Source organism: Sphingobacterium sp. GVS05A (assembly GCF_019969845.1).
Lineage (GTDB): Bacteria > Bacteroidota > Bacteroidia > Sphingobacteriales > Sphingobacteriaceae > Sphingobacterium.
Map to the genome: position 1 here is coordinate 376085 of NZ_JAHXYR010000006.1, position 19446 is coordinate 395530.

Sequence of the window (19446 nt, forward strand, 5' to 3'; positions counted from 1 at the left end):
TCATTCTTGAACATATAGTTTCAGTAAGATTAAGGTCGATTTGAAAAAACTGTGGTATAATTTTCAAGTACGTACTTCATGTTTATTAACTTTTCTATTTTTGGGGAAACTTAGACCGCAGTGAAAAGATTTTTTATCCTACTCTACCTATTATTCACGCTAACAGCAGTGCTTGCGCAAAAATCAATACTTTTTGGAAGTATAAAGGATTCTATGTCAAATTTGCCAATCTCTTTTGCTACGATTGCTCTCCTCGATATACATGGTCATGTCGTCGATGGTGCGGTTGCAGATTCGATAGGTGGTTTCCGTTTTCTCGATCTGAAAAAAGGACAATATGCTATTTTGGTGAAATTTATTGGTTATCGACAGAAAAAACTAGTGGTGGACTTGGATGGTACAAGGCAGATCAATCTAGCTGAAATAGCACTTGTCAGTACGGATCAACGGTTGACCGAAGTTAAGATTACCGGAGAGATTGCCACGCAGAAGCACTCCGCCGATAGGCAGCGGTATCAAGCAAGCCAGTATAGAAATGCAGTTGGTGGTACAGCATTGGATATTGTAAAAAATCTACCATCAGCTGCCGTAGACGGGAATGGCAATATAAGTATGCGCGGGAATACAGGCATTATTGTACTTATTAATGGTAAACCTTCTTTTTTAGATCCTGCGACAATTTTAAGCCAGATCGCAGCTAATGATGTTACCGAGGTAGAATATATTACCAGCCCTTCAGCTCAATTTGATCCTGATGGCAAAGGAGGGATTATTAATCTCAGGACGAAAAAAGCTACATCGGATGGATTTGCTTGGATAGTTAATCTCCAGGGAGGATTGCCGAGCATAGATGATTATGGAAACAAGAGAGAGCAAAAGCGATTTGGTGGAGATATTTCTTTCCAGCTCAAAAAAAATAAGCTTGAATTGAGTGGTTCGGCCAATTATCTGCGCAATGACAATGCAGGTTCCAGAGAAGGTAGCGTTTATACTATTATTGGGGATCGGCAGACGTTCTTTCCATCCAGAGGTGAACGGAGCTTTGACAAATATAATTTTGGCGTCAGATTGAATGGTTTATATCAACTATCTAATAAACAGCAAATTAACTTAGGTGTGTTGGCGTCCCGGAAATTTCAGGACAGACTGGCTGATATCGATTATACAAATCGAACAGTTCGTCCATCAACCGGTGAAGAACTTTCAAAAATAAATTATTTCAACTCCAATCTGCAGAATAAACAGGGAGAATTTTATCTTATTGATTTCAATTATCAGTACAAGTTTAGTGATACCCATTTATTGCAGGCAGGTGCAATTTATGAATATGCCCATATATATGGATCGACCCAGAATGCGAATATCGAACATGGGATTGATACTGTTCAATGGACAAATAACAATTATACCAACCCTTTACGTGGATTACGGATTTCGGTTCAACATCAATGGAAATTGCCACATGGCGAGCTTTTGAGTGGATACCAATTAAGAAATGATCGGCAAAAAGGTAATTTTGAATATTTCGCCATTGAAAAGCCAGGGGAAGCAATTAAGCTTATTTCCGAATTTACAGGAAAGTTAAACGCAAATAATACGGTGCATGCTATTTTTAGCCAATATGATCATAAACTTGAAAGGACCCAGTTTTCACTTGGAATTCGTTATGAATATTATCAACGGGATGTACTTTTAGTCAATACTGGCGTAGAATATCCCTATTCAGTCCACCAATTGTATCCTACGTTCAATTTGATGCATACCCTTAGCGAGGATTGGTCATGGAAGTTTGCTGCTGGCCGTCGCGTTCAACGAAATAACAATTTTGAACTAAATCCTATACCCGAACGTGAACATTCAGAGACATTGGAACAAGGAGACCCCAACTTGCTTCCGGAATTTACAACGAATGTCGAGACGGGGATTGTGAAAAAATTAAAGACAGGAAGTATATTCTTAAACACATACTACCAACATACGAAAAATCCGATCCAACGGGTCAATTCTGTGTATGCAGATACGATACTTAATCGGGTGTTTACAAATGCAGACTATGCTTCCCGCTTGGGTGCAGAACTGGGAGGTGACGGAAAGCTCCTCCCTTGGTTAAAAGTAAACGGAGGATTGAACCTGTATCGTTATAAGATATCTGGACAAGTGCTTACTTATAAAGAGACAAACAGCAATAGCGATTGGGTCTATTCCTTGAACGCTGGGGTTCAGGCAGATCTAGCCAAGAATTGGAGCACAGGTTTGCAGGTAAATTATCTCTCAGAAAGGCCTACCGTACAGGGAAAAGACTCTAGGTTTGTCACCCCCCACTTCAATCTGAGTAGGGCCTTTTTGAAAGGAGCGATCAAAGCACAGTTTCAATGGCAGTTCATTGAACTTGGCAAATGGGGTGTCAATGAGCAGCGTATTACGACGTCCTCTAGTGACTTTTTCACCACCACTAATTATATTTATGAAAAGAATATATTGATGCTTAACCTCAGTTTTAATTTTCATAAGCTGAATCAGCTTTCGAAATTACCTAAGAGTGAGTTTGGTGAGAAAGAATTTTAGCCCTGTTGTCTTTTGAACTCTGAAGGGGTCAAGTCTGTGTATCGTTTAAAGTATTTTGAAAAGTTTGATTTATCTGAGAAACCCAATACAAAAGCAATTTCAGCGATCGAGTTGTTGGTATAGAAAATAAGCCTTTTCGCTTCTTTGATAATATAGGTTGCCAATATCTGAGAGGCCGTGTTATTGGTGTTTCTTTTGCATGCTGCACTCAGATTTTGGGGACTCGTATGCAGGAGGGATGCATAGTATGCGACACTGTTTATGATTTTTGAACCTGTATTTAACAGCTCGATAAATTTGACATACAGGTCGTTGGATATCGATGTGGATTGCTCCGTTTTATCCTTATCCTCCAGCGCCTTGGCCAATAACGATCTAAACAATCCTTCCTGACATATTTTATTTTCTTCTTGTGATAATAGTTTAAGAAGGGTTGGTATGATCCCCTTTTCTTTAAGATATATGGTGTCAAACCTACTGATTTCATCGACCATCCTTGTGATTTCAAGATCTAAGCTCTGGTCTACAAATGATTTTTTTACCAAGAGTACAAAACCGTCGATGGGTATTGTCAACTCCCAATGGTGTACAGCTTCCTTTCGAATGATCAGTATACATGGCGTTTTAATTGGACTTTCCCTGCCATCAATGACATGTTTTCCAGATGTGGACCATAAAAACACTAATTCTAGGTACCCATTGTGTCTATGTGCTGTGGTTACAGCTTTTGAATTGTCAAATGCAGCCACCTTTAATAATTTCTGGGGCTCGAGCTTATCTTTTACGATGATTGTTTTGCTGACCATGCAAGTAAATTTGAAAGTAAAAATAAAATAAATCCTTGTATTGAAACAAAGTTTATACTTAAGCATACTATACTGAATGCTAGTTTGACAGCTGAAAAAAAAATACTACGGTGTAGCTTTGCTATGTTAGTCGGGGCATTCATTGGTATCTGTTGCCAGTTGCTTGGATATGCAAAAAAGAAACTGTTTTGAATATACTTTTTTCCATGTGTCATAGCCTTCTTTTTTGATTGCTACTAAGTTTTTCTATGCTTAATTACTATAAATGTAAACCTAGTGTAGAGTAGATTGAAATGTAACGATGGGAGTCTTAATAAAAGTCCCGCTCATATGTTTGATCCTAAAAGTTTAAATTTTAAATAGTAACTCATGAGTTTGATTATTACAAACTTAAATTTTCAGGTCATTTTATTGTCATTTTATTTTTGTTTTTTATGAAAAACTTTGTTTAAATGATCTATGACGTTCTGTAGTTGTTGTACTACAGGTAGTTTCCTTTTTTTTATCAAATTTTGTTTCACTATGAAAAACTAAACAAAACACGCTATGTGGGACAAAAAAAAGAGAATCCTTGTTGTCGAAGATAATGAGATTCTGTTGAGCACCATGCAATTTGTTCTTTTACGGGAGGGATACGACCTATTGCTTGCCAAATCTGGTAAGGAAGCGCTCTCTCTGGTCTCGGACGAATCAATTGATCTGGTTATTACTGATCTGGCACTACCTTTTGCTAATGGTTTTGAAATTATAGACCGTATTAGAAAGAGCAACACTAATAATCAGGTACCAGTTATTATTATTTCAGGATATCGCGACGACAACAGTATTGTGGAGGGCTTTGAAGTGGGGGCAAATGATTATATCAAAAAACCAATATCTCCATCTGAACTGATTTCACGTGTACGTTTGAGGATTGGCCATGCTTAGGACATTGACATATATGATGCATGATATTCGCGCCTTTTTTGAAGGTGATGGCTGGCCGATACTTGTTATCGCTGCCCTGGTCTTGAGCGTGCTGTTTTGGACAGCAAGTCTTATTGGAATCGCCTTCTTTTATTACCGTGATTATCGGTACCGTAGAGCCTATTCTAGGATATATCCGGCATTAAGGGATTTTATCTATGAACACGTTTTGGCGGAAAACAGGACCAGTCATTTCCCGGTCGAGAAATTGGGGCTGGATTTGAATAATAAGCTCGTGAGCAAGGTTGTACGCCATGTTTTACACGAGTTTATTTTCACGATCGGCGGAGAGAAGGGCCAGAGTATGCGGCATCTTTTCAATGAATTGGGCTTTGATAAAGAAGCGCAATATGAAATTAGACATTCAGCCACGAACATGGTGACCACGGTGAGGTCCCTGGCCAATCTGGCCTTGATGAAGGTGTCCATTCAGGAAAAGATCCTTGATCAGCTGCTGAAAAGTCCTCAGGTTGAAATCCGTGTTGCGGCATCTAAATACCTGTTACAGGTGGAAGGTGAACATGCTTTTGACAGGGTATTTGAAGGACTATATGGGATCAGTCAGCTTCACGCGATTGATATTTTTCAGACAATTGTCCAGGGGGACTATTTTGGTGACTATATATTTTCGCAATGGTTGGATGTGTCGAAATCCTTTGAAGTTAATAGTTTGATCATGGATCTGATGGTCTATTACCAAGAACTAAACGAAGCGGGGCTTTGGGAATTAATTAACGCCAATAAGGAAACAAAAACTGCTTTAAAAGCTGTTAACTCATTAGGAAAACTGTTGGCAAAGGATAGCGAAGAGCGATTGCAGGAGCTATATACGGGGGAAAGCAGCCTGACAGCTAAATTGGAAATACTGAAGGCACTCGGCCGCATAGGACAAGGAAAATCGATTGATTTCCTGTATCGATTGTTTATAGATAGCAATTTGCCATTAAGCCTGCGAAAGCACGCTTATCGCTCATTGGTTGCTCAAAAACCTTATAGTACAACGCTTTTGCGAAAAATAGATGGAGAACTGGATAGCGAAGAAAGTAAACTCATACGCTCTGTTAATCATCCAATGGTCCATTACATTTAAATATTAGGGGAGAGGTTTTTATATGACACATTTTATTTCTTCAGTAGAGTTTATTTTTGGATTATATTGTCTTTTATTGTTAGTGGTGTATGTTATGCTGTTTCGGATATCATCGCTTTCGATTCGCGAGAACCTTCGAAAACGCAATTCCAGACGGATTCAAACGCTCATGGAATCGGAAATTGCGCCGGGAGTCAGTATTGTCGCACCTGCTTACAATGAGTCGGTGACTATTGTAAATAATGTTCGTTCGTTGATGACCCTTTTTTATCCAAGATATGAGGTCGTGATCGTAAATGATGGAAGTAAGGATGATACCTTAGCAAAACTGATCAAGGAATTCGATCTTGTGGCAGTCGATTTTATGGTCGATTATTTGGTTCCCTGCAAGGAAATTAAAGCAATTTATAAATCGCGTGATATTTCCCATAAACGCCTGACTGTCGTTGACAAGATTAACGGAGGAAGTAAGGCTGATGCGGTCAATGCGGGAATAAATGTCGCAGCCTTTCCTTATATATTGAATACAGATGTTGATTGTGTGCTTGCCAATGATACATTGGTGTATTTGATGGAGGCAGTATTGGATGCCAAGGAACGTGTCATCGCCGTAGGAGCGACTTTACGTATGTCCAACTCGAGTTATGTGGATTCAGGGATGCTGGTTGAAGCAGCTTTGCCTAAACCGATCCTCGCCCGATTTCAGGAAATGGAATACATCCGATCATACCTTCTTGGTAAAATGGGATGGAATTACCTGAATTGTATTCCCAATGTATCTGGTGGACTTGGTTTATTTGATAAGGAAATTCTTATTGCAGCTGGCGGATACGATCCAAAGTCATTGGGGGAGGATATGGAAATGGTCACCAGGATGTGTATGAAGATGTGCGACAATAATGAAAAATATGAGGTTAAATATATCCCGCAGACATTATGTTGGACAGAGGGACCAGATAGCTTGAAAATGCTAACACGTCAGCGTATCCGGTGGGCAAGGGGTCTCATGCAGATCATGCGAACGCATCGTAAGGCCTTCTTCAATCCCAGCTATCGAAAGTTTGGACTGATTGTATTTCCCTATAATGCAATTTTTGAGTTCTTTGCGCCAATTATGGAAATTCTGGGCATATTTTTTTATATCTATTTGATCCTGACAAATGGAATCAACTGGCAGATGGCTATTCTGCTACTGGTTTTTGTATATATGTTTTCGGTTTTTTTAACAAGCTTTTCGATTTTATTGGACAATTATGTGTATAAGTATTATAAACGCAGGGAGGATATTGTTCGCTTGTGCCTCACCGCATTTTTAGAACCTTTTATATATCATCCGATCATTGTGTACAGTTCTATCAAAGGATATATACAGGAGCTTTTTGGTAAAAAACATGCCTGGGGAGAAATGAAACGCAAAGGTACCTTAACACCCTTACCACCGGACGGGGTAAAAAAATAGAGCAATGAACAAATTATTGATTTTAATAGTCGTTTTCTGTCAGTTCTTGTTCGCTGAAACCATTTCAGCGCAGGTGGTCTGGCAAAATAAAAAATACGATGTGGATAGTTTGGTGCCGCAGGCAATTGGCTATCTGCGCGCAGGGAAGTTGGACGAGTCGGTTATGCTGAGTAGGACGGTATTGGCTAAATATCCACAGTACACTGATTTTAATTATATTTTGGGATTGAGCTACCAAAAGATGGGACGGGCGGATTGGGCTATTCCGTATTTCGAAGCTGTTATGTCAAGTGATCCGAAATATAAAGACAGCTACTCACCTCTGGCATCATTATATGAGGCAAAAGGCGAAATAGACAAAGCGGGTCGAATTTGGATGCTGGCATATAAGCGATTTCCTGATGATGTAGCGCTGGCAACAGCATACCAAGAATTTGAAGCCAGAAGTGCGAAAAATTCTGTCAACCGTAACATCGACAATTGGTACAAAGAGGGCTTAAAATTTATTGAACAGGGAGAGCAGCAAAAAGCAATTACTCTTTCGGACAGTATGCAGCAGGCAGATGCTAACGATCATCGTTATTTATACCTCCGCTCCAATGCTTATATGTCTGTCAAGGAATATAATAAAGCAAAAAGTGGGTATGAAATGCTTTGGGATAAAGGGGATAGTACCCTATTTATCCGCGAGCAGCTGGCGAATATCGCTGCTGTAAATAAAGATTATCAGACTGCTTTGACCTATATGGAACAACTGCAGCAACAATCACCACAAGTGGAGCGTTATCGTCAATTGGCAAAAGTATATCGCGAAAATTTACCTTATAGTTTCTATGTCGGATTAAATCATACACAGAGTGCACAAGATAGACCCAACGGGCACTTCTTTATTTCTGGAGTGGAATATGGGAAGAAAGTGGGCGAAAAAAATATGTTTATTGGTCAGTTCAACTATGGAAATAGAAGGGGAGAAAAGGGTTCTCAGGTGGGATTGGATGCTTGGTTGAATTATAGTTCAAAATTATATGCTTATCATCATCTTGCCTGGGCCGATGGAACCGTATTTCCTACCTGGCGGGCAGCATATAGTCTTTATCGGGAGGCCGGCCTTTGGCTCTTTGATGTAGGGGGGCGTTATGTGCGATCGGCTGACCATACTAACAATTATGGAATGGTTGCGTCAGCAGGACGATATTTGGGGCCGACCTTTATCTATCTTAGGGGATTTTTATTGCATGACGAACAGCGTTGGAATCAGGCCTACTCGCTAGCAGTAAGGCACTATTACAATAGCGAAAAGCCTAATTCCTATGTGACTATCATTGGCAATATCGGAACCTCTCCGGACGATCCTTCTCGGTATCAGTTTTTAAACAACAGATTTGGTTTTTTGTCGCGATCCGTCAATGCAGGATGGCAGCATCGTATCGAAAGCTGGGGATTTACGCTTATGGGCGGATGGAGTTATTACAAAGTTGCTGAAAATAGATTTATGAATCAGTATGATCTGAATCTCTCATTAAGGAAATATTTTTAATATGTGGAAGTATATGTTATGTCTGCTTTTTGTTGCAACAATAGCTCAGGGTAAAGAGCGGATTACATTGGTGAATGAAGGTGTTCCCAATTATGTGATCCGTACTGACCAAAACAATTCAACTCTGCTAAAAGCAGCCGCGGTAATCAACGAATTTACAAAATTAAGTACAGGTACAGCGTTTGATTTGCAGGCAAAGGACCAAGATCGGCCAGCGATCATATTGGAGCAGGTATCAATAGACAAAACATATCCAGAAGACAGTTACTCGATACAGTTTATTGGAGGGAATATGTATATTAAAGGTAGTGGAAAAGGTACCCTTTATGGCGCTTATCGATATGTGAGAGATGTTATCGGGGCACGTAAATGGTATACTGGTAGGGAGAATACCTTCATTCCCAAGTTATCTTCGTTGGTCGTGGATGCAGATTATCATATTTTTGCGAAACCTAATTTCCAGTTTCGCGAGGTATATTTCCCAGTTGAACTGGATCAGGAGTATTTAGACTGGTATGGACTACATAATCTAGAAGAAAAATGGGGAGACTGGGGACATACGTTCAACAAGATATTACCGCCATCCATTTATTTTAAAGAACACCCAGAATATTATTCGCTATACCATGGAAAACGACAAGCTATCCAGCTCTGTCTTTCCAATGAAGCTGTTTTTGAACATACCGTTGCATATTTCAGGCAAAAAATGCTTGAGAATCCGCAAGCTAAATACTGGTCAATAGCGCCCAATGATGATATCGGCAGCTGTACCTGTGACGACTGTCAAGCTATTGATAAACGCGAAGGTGGCCCTCAAGGTTCTTTGATCCACTTTGTGAATAGGGTCGCTGCTAAATTTCCGGATAAGGAATTTACGACACTTGCTTACCTACAGACAGCCAATGCACCCACGCATCTTCGCGTGGCCGATAATGTTTCCGTGATATTAAGCAATATTGATGCTTTTCGTAAAGCGGATATTGGTAATGAACCATCTGCGGCTACATTCCGGAGACAGTTGCGTGATTGGAAATCCAAAGCAGCACATGTCTTTGTATGGGACTATTTAACGCAGTTTACAAATTACCTTGCTCCTTTTCCTATTCAAGGAACTTTGCAGAAGAATCTGGACTATTTAAAACGCCAGGGGGTAGAGGGGGTATTTTTGCAAGGAGGAGGAGCTAATTATAGTGATATGGCTGAACTAAATGCATATATTTTAGCTCATCTGGTATGGAACGATACGATCTCTGAAGATCAGCTTACGGATGAATTTGTAAATGGTTATTACGGCAAAGCCGGTTCGAGCATAAAAGCCTACCTCAATGCACGACGAAATGCTCTACCCGCCCCCTCATCCGCCTTGTCGATATACGGAAATCCAATTGATAACAGGAACGATTATTTAAGCCCGGAGAAAATGGAGCACTATAGTACATTACTGGAGAAAGCTGAAGTACTAAGTGAGGGCAATCCATTAATGGAACAACGTATTAGGCGGTTGGGCCTTGGGTTGGATTATACCTATTTACAACAGGCACGGTTTTATGGACCACGTCAACATGGGATATTCTTCGAGGAGAATGGGAAATGGAATGTTAGACCAAATGTAAAACGCAAGCTGCAACGCTTTGTTGAGGATGCGAAGAAACTCGGTATAGTTGAACTTGCGGAGGGCGGAGCTTCACCCGACCAATATGCGAAAGAATGGGGTGAAATATTTAGCACAGGAGTACGCGGGAATAAAGCCTCTGAAGCAAAAATGATGATGAAATACCCTTTTGACCCTTCATTCCCCGCCAATGGTCCAAGGACCCTGATTGACAGTGTACCCGGCTATCTGGATTATAGCTATAATTGGCTTTTGTGGACCGGAGAACCTATGGAGATTGCATTTAACTTCGAAAAGGCAAAAAAAGCGCATGCCATAGAACTCAATTTCCTTCAGGATGCACGGCATTGGATTTTTCTTCCAAAAGAAATTCGCATAACAGCTTCGAAAGACGGTGAAATTTTTAAGGAGCTACTTTCATCTAAGATTGAAAAAATAGACGAAGACTATACGGTGCAGAAAGTCAAATTTAAAGCGTCGATAATGGATGATGTTAAAATAATCCGCGTTTATGCCTTACCATTTCCCTCCCTGCCGGAATGGCGCTATCATCCCACGCGACAGGTCTCTGTTGCCTGCGACGAAATCTGGGTGGAGTAATCCAATTGGATTGTTGTTGAATCTTAAAGGTTGACATGTAAAGAGGCCATCTTATGCTTATAATATCCCTGATGATTACGAAGAGATTGTTATGGTCTCTTGGCAAAAGACAATAACATTGACAGATGTGGTGGGTGCTGCAGGATTCTGTCCATCAATCTTTGGCTTCCAAATGCGGTCGCCCAGCCCATAACTGTCAATAATACCTACTGTGGTAAGATTTTAAAATAGCGTGATGATATAGAAAGTTCATAGTTATAATGAACTTTCTATTACCCACTGTCATTTAGCTTCAACAATGTCCTGTAGTGCTCTGAATAAATTTAGCGGATATTCGGCTAATCTGTTGCAAAGATAGAGATACCATTCTTGACCATATACGAAATACAGCTTTGTTGGATACCCTTCATCTCTTAATTGTGCCAGCTGCTCTGTTTGTATGCCGTATAAACTTTCAAATTCATAATATCTCTTTGCAGGCTGTAATCTATCAATCAGCTTTCTTACCCCTTGTTGAATTTCATGGTGATGTGTTGCGATAGAGCATAAGTGACCTTTTGAAAGCAGCTGTTCGACATAGTAAAGATAGCGTTCGTTGAGTTCTTGTCCACGTGGTAGCGATAGGCCTTTGGCTGTTTCGAAAGCCCCCTTCACCATGCGGATACGTCCTCTTTCTTTACACATCGCATCAAAATCATCCGTTGTTCGATGGAGATAAGCCTGCAATGTGATGGACAAGTTTGAGAATTCTTTAGCGCCTTTCTGATAGAGCTTTAATATACGGTCAGTCCTTTCGGTTCCTTCTGCACTGATGATCACTTCTTTGCCCTTAGCAGATTCACATATATTCGAAAGGTTTTCATAACAGAGGCTTTCAGAGATTTCCAGTCCAATGTGCGAAAGGTCAAGTGAAATCGTTGAATTGAGATTGTGTTGTAGTATTGCATCACAGATGCTCAAAAATTCATTAGTTGCTTTTTCAGCTTCCTGAATAGTCCGTGTGCTTTCGCCCATATATTCGATCGAGCATTTAAAACCAATACCATTTGAAACCTGTACTTTTTTTAGGGTTTCCGTAAGGTTTTCGCCACCAATATATCGGTCAGCGGCTTTCTTCATTAGCTTGTAAAGTGCTTCATTATTCAAAATAAAAGCTTTAGCATCTTCATTTAATGCAGCTTTCCTCAGTGCATCAGCACCAGCTGTTAGTAATTGTTCCATTTAGCGATCTTAAAATTAGCTATGTAAAATACATAAATTTGGAGGTGAAAAAAAATATGCAGTTCTATTCATTGATTATTTTTTGCAGGGAAATTAAAGCTGTATTTTTAATAGACATTATTTTTTATTGGAGTTACCATCAAATTAAGTTATAGCAACAATGAAAGAAGGCAATACAATTATTCTTGGAAATTATGAACGTTAAGTAATAAAGAGGAAAGATGGCAAGCTTCTAATTATAACAAATGAGATAATAGAAGTGCAATGGTATTACAATAGTTTTGTTGATGTAACGTGGGAAAACTGTACTTTGAGAAGATATCTTAATAATGAACTTTATAACTCATTTAATGAAAATTACAGGAATTTTTGTGATAAATAATCAATGAGCCATCATTCCTACGGTGCCTTGTTTGCGTTACAGTTTGTCGGATAATATAAAATAAGTTTCATTTTTTTTCGAAAGTTGGGTTTTTCAGCATTTGATTCAGTAGCGTTTCAATATTTAATTGATCGAGTTTTTTGCCAATAAAAACAAGGACATTTGTTTTTTCTTCGCCTTCTTCCCAATAGTCGCCGTACTCCAGGTCCACCCGGAACCCGACAGTCTGCAGGACAATTTTTTTATCGTTATCACTTTTATATCCTATTCCTTTCATTCTATAGATCCGATCCATATGCTTTCCAACGAGCTTACTGAGTGCGAGAAAAAGATCTATATAATTAAATTCTCCAGGAAATATATACGTTCGATAGGATATATCAGAAAGATGTTGCTGCCCGAATGCTGAAAAAGTTTTCGCTTTTATAGCAGATAGCTTATTGTTTTCTACCAGCGAGAATGATTTATTGTTGTTATATGAATAACTCACTTGTTCTATTTCCTCAAATGGAAATTGTTTTTTGCTGGTAGCACAAAATAATCTTGCTAAAGGGTTTAATGTTAGCAGGTATGTTTGCAGATCATTTAAATAATCAGGGTGTACGGTCTCGGTTTTATTAATGAGGAGTATATCAGCAGCGGTTATCTGTCTGAGCACTTCATCTCTTTCTTTCACCTGATCCGCTATAAATTCTGCATCAATTAGACAGATCACCCTTTTTAGCGGAAAATATTTTTTAAAAATAGGGTGGACCGTGAAAGGTTCCATAACAGTGCTCGGCATCGCTAGTCCAGTACATTCAATGACCAATTCGTCAAAGCTATCTCTGTCCTCATGTAGCGTTTCGAGGGCACTATACAAATCATCGTTTAGCGTGCAACAAATACATCCATCTTGAAGCTCGATAAGCTGTCCATAATTTTTAGCCAATAACATGCCATCAATATTCAACTGCCCGATTTCATTTTCAATAATAGCGAAACGATATTCGGCATAATGCTTCAATAGCTCATTTAGAAAAGTTGTCTTTCCCGATCCCAAAAAACCTGTCAAGATCGTTACTGGTCTTGCCTCAAGATCATCCATGTAATTTTAACTCCTATCTGGTGTTTTTTTTAAGTAGATTGTACCCATCATCTCAGGTAAGTATCCACTTAATAGTTAGCAATAAAGGTCAAAAGTAGCTGCTTATTTTATTAAGTTAAAAAATTCAGCTCTTTTGTCCGCAGTTGAAAAGATCCCACCGTGCTCTACCGTGAGCGTGCTGCTTGTGATATCTTTCACTCCTCTCGCTGATACACAGAGATGATCTGCTTCGATGACCACGATGATATCATTGGTCTGTAAAATAGATTTTAATTCGTTGAATATCTGAATTGTTAATCGCTCCTGCACTTGTGGTCTATGCGCGTAATAATCTACGATTCGGTTCAATTTAGAAAGACCAATTACTTTTTCCTTTGCCAGATAACCAATATGTGCCTTCCCTACAATCGGAAGAAAATGATGTTCACATGCAGAATTCACACAGATATCTTTTTCGATCAAAATTTTATTGTAGCCATATTTGTTGCTAAAGGTAGATAGATTTGGTTTGTTGAGCGGATTTAGCCCGTAGAATAACTCATTGATATACATTTTAGCAACTCTATGGGGTGTTCCACTCAGACTATCATCGTTTAGGTCAAGGCCAAGCTCATGCATTATACCATGAAAGAGCTTGGCAATTCTGTTTATTTTTTCTGATTCTGAGATCGCAAAGGCATCTGATCGCATCGGAGTTTCTATTGAGGTCATAACATGTGAGTCGCCTATGTCATCTATGAAAGTATTTTTATTTTTTAATGTATTCATTTTTAGTGATATAATAATTATTGCACCTAATATCCCTTTATTATGGATAATCTTGAAAGACTAGTTTTGAAGTCCCAATAGCCCAAAGTTGTTTGAATGCTTCGGAAGTGGTCATTTCAATATTTATCTACAGTTGCGTAAATCGTATAAGCTTTATTGTGCAGCTCGCTGCGCTTTATAATCCAAATATACACAAAAAATATAAATGCAACTAAATTGCTTTTATGAATTATTGTCCTTAGTTTTGTTTTTAAATAAAAAGACAATGAGCATAATTCCTGAAAACTTTGCAGACTGGAAATGGTGTATTGAAAAAAAATGCGGTATTCCTTTAACGGTAGAATTTGCCAAGCAACGTCTGGCAATTTATGAAGATCATTCCAATGCGGAGACGCAACGTTTTATTTCAAATTATGGAATGGAGCACCTTGAGAATATAAAAAATTGGATGCGTATTGTGGTGAGGACTGAAGAGAAAAAAATAAATTAATTTGAGTGGAAATGAAAAAAAAATTACCGGTCACAGTTCTAAGTGGCTTTTTGGGGGCAGGTAAAACATCCTTGCTGAATCATGTACTTCATCACAAGGGGGGCAAGAAAGTTGCTGTCATTGTCAATGATATGAGTGAAGTGAACATTGATGCACAATCCGTCGAGCGTGAGAATGTGCTATCCCGGACAGAGGAGAAACTTGTTGAAATGAGCAATGGATGTATATGTTGTACATTAAGGGAAGATCTCATGATTGAGGTTGAGCGTTTGGCCAAAGAAGATCGATTTGATTACCTTTTGATTGAGAGTACAGGTATTTCAGAGCCAATTCCAGTTGCTCAGACCTTCAGTTATGTTGATTCTAATGATAACATTGACCTTTCATCATTCAGCTATATTGATACAATGGTCACTGTAGTGGACTGTTTCAATTTCGCCAAAGATTTTGGCAGTTCTGAAACCTTGTTAGATCGATCGCTGGCAGACGATCTTATGGATAACAGGACAATAGTAAATTTATTGACCGATCAGATCGAGTTTGCAAATGTGATTGTTTTAAACAAAGCAGATCTTGTGTCAGAGGAGACCATAGGCACTTTGGAAGCAGCAATTAGCAAACTTAATCCAGGAGCGAAGCTCATTCGTACCCAATTTGGCCAAGTTGATCCAAAAGAAATTATGGGAACAGGGGCGTTCGACTTTGAAGAAGCTTCTTCGTCTGCGGGTTGGATAAAAGAACTAGCGGAGGAGCATGTTCCCGAAACTGAAGAATATGGGATTTCATCTTTTGTTTTTCGCTCCCAGCGGCCTTTCCATCCGCAACGATTACACTGTTATTTAAATGACGATTATCCTCATAATATTATACGTGCTAAAGGATTATTCTGGCTAGCGTCGAGGCCAGATACTGCAATTAGTTTTAGCCAAGCTGGCGGAAGTATCCGGTTGGAAAGCGCTGGTTCGTGGTGGAGTAGCATGCCAGAAGAGATGCGGTACCAACATCCAATTTACTCCGAAATAAAAGCTGATCTATTAAAACGCTGGCATCCGGAGTGGGAGGATCGTAAAAATGAATTGGTGTTTATAGGGCAACACTTGGATAAAGAGAAATATATTAAAGAATTGGAATCTTGTTTATTGACAGAGGAGGAGGCTGATGATTGGCGTTTCACTTGGTGGAAGGACGAATTTCCCAAAAATATCTAGTGTCTAATGTTGTCCTCATAATAAAGCTAGAAATACAGATATTCTAGAAAATCAGTTACCTACGGGAATCTATCGGTTTGCAAGGGCTTTTTTCAGTACCAGCAATACATTTCCAAAGGAAAGATCCAGGAAGAATATCAGGATTATATTAATCGTTAACCAGGGCTTTGTGATCCGTTTTGAAATGTTGCAGTTTCAGGAGATTTCTAATTAGTATCTGGAAATATATTATTCTGTTTAAAAAAACTAAAGATTTTTTATTTTCGACAGATTACCCCTGTTTACGATTATCTTTTTTGAAAGCGATACGCACGATCACGACACTGATGCCCATTAATAGAGCCGCAAGAAAGAAGGGAGCTCCGGTAAATTTAAAAGGTGCGCTGTCCTGCGTAAAGTAATAAAACAGATTCGTCATCATTGGAGGACCCACGATTGCTGTGACACTTGCCAAACTGGTTAACGCCCCTTGAAGCTCCCCCTGAGCATTTGCAGGTACATTTTTTGTAATAACCGATTGCAGGGCAGGACCACATATACCGCCGAGACAATACGGGATCAGGAAAGCAAACATCATCCAGCCTTCACTGGCAAAAGCAAATAAAAGCAATCCTATGGCGTAACATAGCAGACCATAGTAAATACTTCGTTGCTCCCCAAATTTAGGCGACGTCCACCGGATCAGCCCTCCCTGCACCAATCCCAACAGTAATCCGAGCAAGCCCAGCGAATACCCCACCATCTGCTCATTCCATCCAAATTTGTACATTGTAAAAAAATGCCAGTTGCTCTGCACGGCGTGGATACCGATGTAAGTCAATATCAATGCCGTCACAAGGCCCGAGATCTTCGGATATCTCACCAAAAATTTAAAGGAACCAATGGGATTGGCACGTTTCCAATCAAATGGTCGCCGTTTTTCTTTATCCAAACTTTCAGGCAGAATAAAATAGCCATACATGAAATTCAGTAGACATAGAGCTGCGGCAGCGTAAAATGGAGCCCTCGCCCCAAATTGCCCCAACAGACCACCGATTACTGGACCAATTATAAAACCAAGTCCGAGTGCGGCACCGATCATTCCAAAGTTTTTGGCCCGATCTTCATCTGTAGATATGTCTGCTATATACGCAGTTGCGGTCGACATGCTGGCACCTGTAATCCCTGCAATTACCCTTCCTAGAAATAGCCAGCTTATTGTGGGCGCTAGCGCCAGGAAAATATAGTCTATGGCAAACCCAAAAAGTGAGATTAAAATAATTGGCCGTCTTCCGTATCTGTCGCTGAGGTTACCTACGATAGGCGAAAATAAAAATTGCGTAAAGGCATAGGCGAAACCGAGCCATCCGCCATAGGTCGCCGCTTCACTGAGATCTGCATGTATAAGTTCTTTAATGAGTTTTGGAACCACTGGAAGTATGATTCCCCATCCTGTAATGTCGATCAGCAAGGTCACAAATATAAAACCGATAGCTGCTTTTTTTGTTGCGATTTTCATGCTGTAAAAGTAGGTAGCAATTGGTCGCAGATGTTTTACACTTTTATGGTCTGTATGTACAATTTGTAAGATTGGGCAGATTATTATGGTCGGTTTCTAAAAACACCGGGTGAAGTGCCGGAAAGACGTTGAAAGAATCGGCAAAATACACTTGGTTCATCAAAATTTAGTTTGTTGCTGATCTGTTTGATCGACAGGCTGGTTGATTTGAGTAATGTCTTGGCATGCATGAGTGTGACATAATCAATCCATTGTAAGATAGACTTTCCTGTTTTCTGTTTGAGAAAAGTCGAGAGGTATTGCGGTGTGAGATGGAGTTTGTCCGCATAAAAATAAACACTACGCTCTTGGGTGGCATATTTTGAAATCAATAGATAGAAATCATCAATAATTTCATGCGTACGGCTTTTTACAGGATTATTGTGATCAGCTAGCGCGGTATAAGACTCGGCGATCAGACTCATCAGTGAAATGACAAGATGCCGTAGCATTTCGACTTTCTTAGGACTTTGATTTTTATGATATACCTTTTGTATAAGGCTTAGCAATTCATTTTTTAGGATCATTTCTTCAGCCTGAAGATCTAGGACAGGCTGCCAGCGAATCTGGTTGTTCATGACAAAGTCATGTAGCATAGGATATGTCGATATGAAATCCACAGAAAGACCGATCGTAATGATCTCGGCATTTTCAGTCATCGATAGTGTCTCTAACATTAATTGAGGTTGCACAATCGCAATCTGGCCTGCACAAAGCTCGTACTCCAGGAAATGGATACGGGCTTTCATGGAACCTTTTATCATGAATGCAAGAATCAATCCATCAAACAGGCGTGGATGTTCCGAATAGGCTTGTCCATTGACATGCTTTTGCTGGAGCACAGCAATTCCTTCTATCTTTTTGGAAAGATCAATATTGTAGAGTTTATACACGTTGTCTGATGTAAGGGATAGTGCCATATTCAAATATCGTCAAATTCATTTGTATGGCAAATCTTGACTTTTCGATATCTCTTAGATACCGCTTACATACCGCGTCTTTTCCTCCGATCCATTATCGACAGACTTACTTTTGTTATATTAACTAGCTCCAGCTGTCCCGGACTTTGGTACTGATGATAGGTTAAGTATTATCAGCGTAGGAAGCAATCTTATTTTATGGTTTTATATTATTTAAATAAATGAACTGTCTGTTGCTGATAGTACAATCAAACTAATACTTTTTTCACTAAATACAGTGAAACTTGACGTAATATCACGATATACAGTGTGTTTTTAATTTAGGATGTTGGTTAAGTATTTGATTTTTAGTGTTTTGTTTTTTTTGGCTTCACTGTTGTTTCAGTCGACATATAAAAAGAACTGTTAATCATTAAATTTAAAATCATGAAAATTTTAGTCATTGGAGGCACAGGATTGATCGGCACAAAAACTGTTACAAAGTTAAGAGTGCTAGGGCATGAAGTTATTGCAGCATCACCTAATACCGGAATAAATACCATTACTGGCGAGGGTTTGGCAGAAGCTGTGAGTGGAGCCGAAGTTGTAATTGACCTGGCCAATTCACCATCATTCGCAGACAAGGAGGTGATGGAATTTTTTGAGACTTCTGGAAAGAATCTGTTGGCAGCCGAAATTAATGCAGGAGTCAAACACCATATTGCACTGTCTGTTGTCGGTACGAGTCGTCTCCAAGCAAGTGGATATTTTAGAGCAAAGCAAGTACAAGAGGATCTTATTGTCAAATCAGGTATGCCATATACGATTATTCACTCCACGCAATTTTTAGAATTTCTAGGGGGCATCGTTGCATCTGCACAGGACGGGGATGCTATCAATCTTTCCACCGCAAAAATACAACCGATCGCAGCTGAAGATGTCTCTTCGTTTGTGGCCGAGTTTGCACTTGGTCAGCCGATCAATGGAATCGTTGAAATTGGCGGCCCCGAACAATTTGGACTTGCGGATCTGGTACAGAAATATTTGGCCAAGACCGAAAACCCCAAGGAAGTTTTGGGCAGTAAAGATGCATTATATTTTGGTTCACCCTTGGAGGAATTTACCTTAGTACCTGCTGGTGATGCAAAATTGGGTAAGCTGACCTTTGAAGATTGGTTTGGCCTAAATGCTCAAAAATAAATAGAATCTTATCCAAGGG

The 19446-nt window shown here is 39.5% G+C and carries 16 protein-coding genes; 10 read left to right on the forward strand and 6 right to left on the reverse strand.

All coding sequences use genetic code 11. From position 1 onward, the window contains the following. The first annotated feature begins 168 nt into the window (after positions 1–168). Complete coding sequence (locus tag LC454_RS17060; protein WP_223583727.1) at positions 169–2565, forward strand: TonB-dependent receptor; 2397 nt, start codon at positions 169–171, stop codon at positions 2563–2565. Here the strand turns inward: LC454_RS17060 and LC454_RS17065 are convergent. Beyond that, on the reverse strand, positions 2562–3371 hold the full coding sequence (locus LC454_RS17065) for an AraC family transcriptional regulator (RefSeq protein WP_223583677.1): 810 nt from the start codon (positions 3369–3371) through the stop codon (positions 2562–2564). The genes LC454_RS17060 and LC454_RS17065 overlap by 4 nt on opposite strands. A 546-nt stretch (positions 3372–3917) precedes the next feature. Here LC454_RS17065 and LC454_RS17070 point away from each other — a divergent pair. The 5 genes from LC454_RS17070 (at position 3918) to LC454_RS17090 (ending at position 10635) form a co-directional block, all read left to right on the forward strand. Further along, the gene (locus tag LC454_RS17070) at positions 3918–4298 is read left to right on the forward strand and encodes a PleD family two-component system response regulator (RefSeq protein WP_223583678.1); all 381 of its coding nucleotides are present in this window, start codon (positions 3918–3920) and stop codon (positions 4296–4298) included. Between the two features lie 13 nt (positions 4299–4311). Then, a complete protein-coding gene (locus LC454_RS17075; protein ID WP_223583679.1) occupies positions 4312–5427 on the forward strand; it encodes a HEAT repeat domain-containing protein in 1116 nt (371 codons plus the stop codon). A gap of 169 nt (positions 5428–5596) precedes the next feature. Then, positions 5597–6886 (forward strand): glycosyltransferase family 2 protein, encoded by a 1290-nt coding sequence (locus LC454_RS17080; RefSeq protein ID WP_223583680.1) that lies wholly within the window; start codon positions 5597–5599, stop codon positions 6884–6886. A 4-nt stretch (positions 6887–6890) separates the two neighbouring features. Next, entirely contained in the window at positions 6891–8423 is a 1533-nt protein-coding gene (locus LC454_RS17085) for a YaiO family outer membrane beta-barrel protein (RefSeq protein ID WP_223583681.1), read from the forward strand. A gap of 1 nt (position 8424) precedes the next feature. After that, the gene (locus LC454_RS17090) at positions 8425–10635 is read left to right on the forward strand and encodes a DUF4838 domain-containing protein (protein ID WP_223583682.1); all 2211 of its coding nucleotides are present in this window, start codon (positions 8425–8427) and stop codon (positions 10633–10635) included. A gap of 282 nt (positions 10636–10917) precedes the next feature. Here LC454_RS17090 and LC454_RS17095 read toward each other — a convergent pair whose 3' ends face one another. Beyond that, positions 10918–11856 carry a proline dehydrogenase family protein gene (locus tag LC454_RS17095; RefSeq protein ID WP_223583683.1) on the reverse strand — a complete coding sequence of 313 codons (939 nt, stop codon included), beginning with the start codon at positions 11854–11856 and terminating at the stop codon, positions 10918–10920. Positions 11857–12064: 208 nt separating this feature from the next. On the opposite strand from LC454_RS17095, the gene LC454_RS26655 reads away from it, so the two are divergent. Beyond that, positions 12065–12238 carry a DUF6273 domain-containing protein gene (locus tag LC454_RS26655; RefSeq protein WP_410528662.1) on the forward strand — a complete coding sequence of 58 codons (174 nt, stop codon included), beginning with the start codon at positions 12065–12067 and terminating at the stop codon, positions 12236–12238. Between the two features lie 67 nt (positions 12239–12305). Here LC454_RS26655 and LC454_RS17105 read toward each other — a convergent pair whose 3' ends face one another. Together LC454_RS17105 and folE are read right to left on the reverse strand one after the other, a co-directional pair. After that, the gene (locus tag LC454_RS17105; protein ID WP_223583684.1) at positions 12306–13325 is read right to left on the reverse strand and encodes a CobW family GTP-binding protein; all 1020 of its coding nucleotides are present in this window, start codon (positions 13323–13325) and stop codon (positions 12306–12308) included. Positions 13326–13427: 102 nt separating this feature from the next. Next, entirely contained in the window at positions 13428–14093 is a 666-nt protein-coding gene (folE, locus tag LC454_RS17110) for a GTP cyclohydrolase I FolE (RefSeq protein ID WP_223583685.1), read from the reverse strand. A 265-nt stretch (positions 14094–14358) separates the two neighbouring features. Between folE and LC454_RS17115 the strand changes: the two genes are divergently transcribed. Both LC454_RS17115 and LC454_RS17120 read left to right on the forward strand, forming a co-directional pair. Further along, the gene (locus LC454_RS17115) at positions 14359–14583 is read left to right on the forward strand and encodes a hypothetical protein (protein WP_223583686.1); all 225 of its coding nucleotides are present in this window, start codon (positions 14359–14361) and stop codon (positions 14581–14583) included. An 11-nt stretch (positions 14584–14594) separates the two neighbouring features. Next, complete coding sequence (locus tag LC454_RS17120; RefSeq protein WP_223583687.1) at positions 14595–15791, forward strand: GTP-binding protein; 1197 nt, start codon at positions 14595–14597, stop codon at positions 15789–15791. Between the two features lie 271 nt (positions 15792–16062). Here LC454_RS17120 and LC454_RS17125 read toward each other — a convergent pair whose 3' ends face one another. Together LC454_RS17125 and LC454_RS17130 are read right to left on the reverse strand one after the other, a co-directional pair. Then, positions 16063–17289, reverse strand: a complete 1227-nt coding sequence (locus LC454_RS17125; RefSeq protein ID WP_223583688.1) for a TCR/Tet family MFS transporter — start codon at positions 17287–17289, stop codon at positions 16063–16065. 83 nt (positions 17290–17372) lie between these two features. Further along, complete coding sequence (locus LC454_RS17130; protein WP_223583689.1) at positions 17373–18248, reverse strand: helix-turn-helix domain-containing protein; 876 nt, start codon at positions 18246–18248, stop codon at positions 17373–17375. Positions 18249–18674: 426 nt separating this feature from the next. On the opposite strand from LC454_RS17130, the gene LC454_RS17135 reads away from it, so the two are divergent. Continuing rightward, a complete protein-coding gene (locus LC454_RS17135) occupies positions 18675–19427 on the forward strand; it encodes an SDR family oxidoreductase (protein ID WP_223583690.1) in 753 nt (250 codons plus the stop codon). Positions 19428–19446 lie beyond the last annotated feature (19 nt).